This is a genomic window from Mesorhizobium sp. M7A.F.Ca.CA.003.01.2.1 (assembly GCF_003998945.1).
In the GTDB taxonomy this organism is placed as follows: domain Bacteria; phylum Pseudomonadota; class Alphaproteobacteria; order Rhizobiales; family Rhizobiaceae; genus Mesorhizobium; species Mesorhizobium ciceri.
Genome location: NZ_RZRA01001146.1, coordinates 1 through 1512 on the forward strand (window position 1 = coordinate 1; position 1512 = coordinate 1512).

Annotated in this window: 1 pseudogene; it reads left to right on the forward strand. The window is 60.0% G+C overall.

From position 1 onward, the window contains the following. Positions 1 to 456: 456 nt before the first annotated feature. Positions 457 to 1512 (forward strand): annotated as a pseudogene (locus EN969_RS30620) (autotransporter outer membrane beta-barrel domain-containing protein); the annotation flags it as partial.

Consider the following 1512-nt stretch of genomic DNA (forward strand, 5'->3'; position numbering starts at 1 on the left):
GCACTGCCGTGGCCAGCATTGCCACTGTGAAGATCGTTGATGGCCGAAGTGCCGACATCCGTTCATTCCCGCGCAAAAACTCTGTCCTTTGATATAGGGCGTTTGCGCGTCGATGCCATGGCCAGCGGGTCGAGTATCACGAAATCGGGCGGTCCAATCGCTTTGTTCTGCGATTTCGGCCGCGAAACGGCAGATAGTCATCATATGATGACTATGAAACGTCGGTGGCTTTGGTCAGTGTTCCCCACGTAAATTTTTGGTTTCATCCGGCATAAGTTAATGTATTCTAATTGAGTCAGAGCTCCGCAAGTGGGAATACGGATGCCCTGTTTTAATGCATTGAACCTTATTGCACAGTGCCGGCATCCTTATTGCAATTGCATGAGCAGAGCATAGCGGTGGCGTCGGACTCAAGCAGGCATTGAGGCGCGCCCCCGTAAAATGGGGGGTAAGTGCATGGCTTTGTTCACAGAGCGCGTTGCCGTATTGTCGTGCGCATCGGCCGACGACGGTTCAGCCAGGGCATGTTCTGAGGAAGTTCTTCGTGATGCCGCGGCGACTCAGAAGGGTTTGCCCGGCCGGCCGAATCAATGTCTCGCCACTCTGCCCAAACGGATAGCTCGATTGCTTTGCGCTACGGCACTGGTGGGGCTGGTCTTTCCTTACGCTCAATCTCCGGCCCATGCGCAGCAATTGTCCATCAATACGGATGGTGCACCGGGCGACAATGGTGATGACGGAATCGGTACTGCTGACGCCGGAGATGGCCATTCGCCGGTGGCGCCGGCTACGGGAACGAATAGTGTCGGCCGCACGACCTCCGGGGAGGCCGCTTTCGTTGGCAGCGCCCGGGGTGGGCGCGGCGGCGATGGCGGCTCGGCTGTCCATGCAACAGCCGTCCCGCCTTTTGTGGAGATCAAGGGTGGTAAAGGCGGCGATGGCGCCAAGGGCGGAACCGTCGATATAACAAACAACGCATCTGGCGCCCTCGAAACATCGGGGGACAATGCTCCCGGCATATCGGGCGACGCCAGCGGTGGGGATGGTGGTAACGGCGCATGGGCATTCGCCATCGCGGTAGGCGGTAAGGGCGGCGTCGGCGGGCGGGGTGGCGATGGCGGCACGGCGACCGTGACCACTACGATCGAAAGCAATATCATCACGCACGGGGTCAATTCGAACGGCATCACCGTCAATTCCAGCGGAGGGCGCGGCGGCAATGGCGGCTTGGGCGCTGCGATCGGTGCCGGCAAGGGTGGCAATGGCGGCAATGGCGGTTTCGGCGGTGACGCGAAAGGCGATAATGCCGGCTCCATTTCCACGGACGGGGCTTTCTCGAAGGGTATGCTTGTGCGGTCGGCGGGCGGCGTTGCCGGTGATGGTGCAAGTGGTTTCGGTATCGTGGGTAACGGCGGCAATGGGGGCGTGCCGACAATCGGCGGCAATGCCGAGGGGATAAATTCCGGGACCATCACAACTCGGGGAGATTTTGCCAGCGGCATGGTCGTGCAG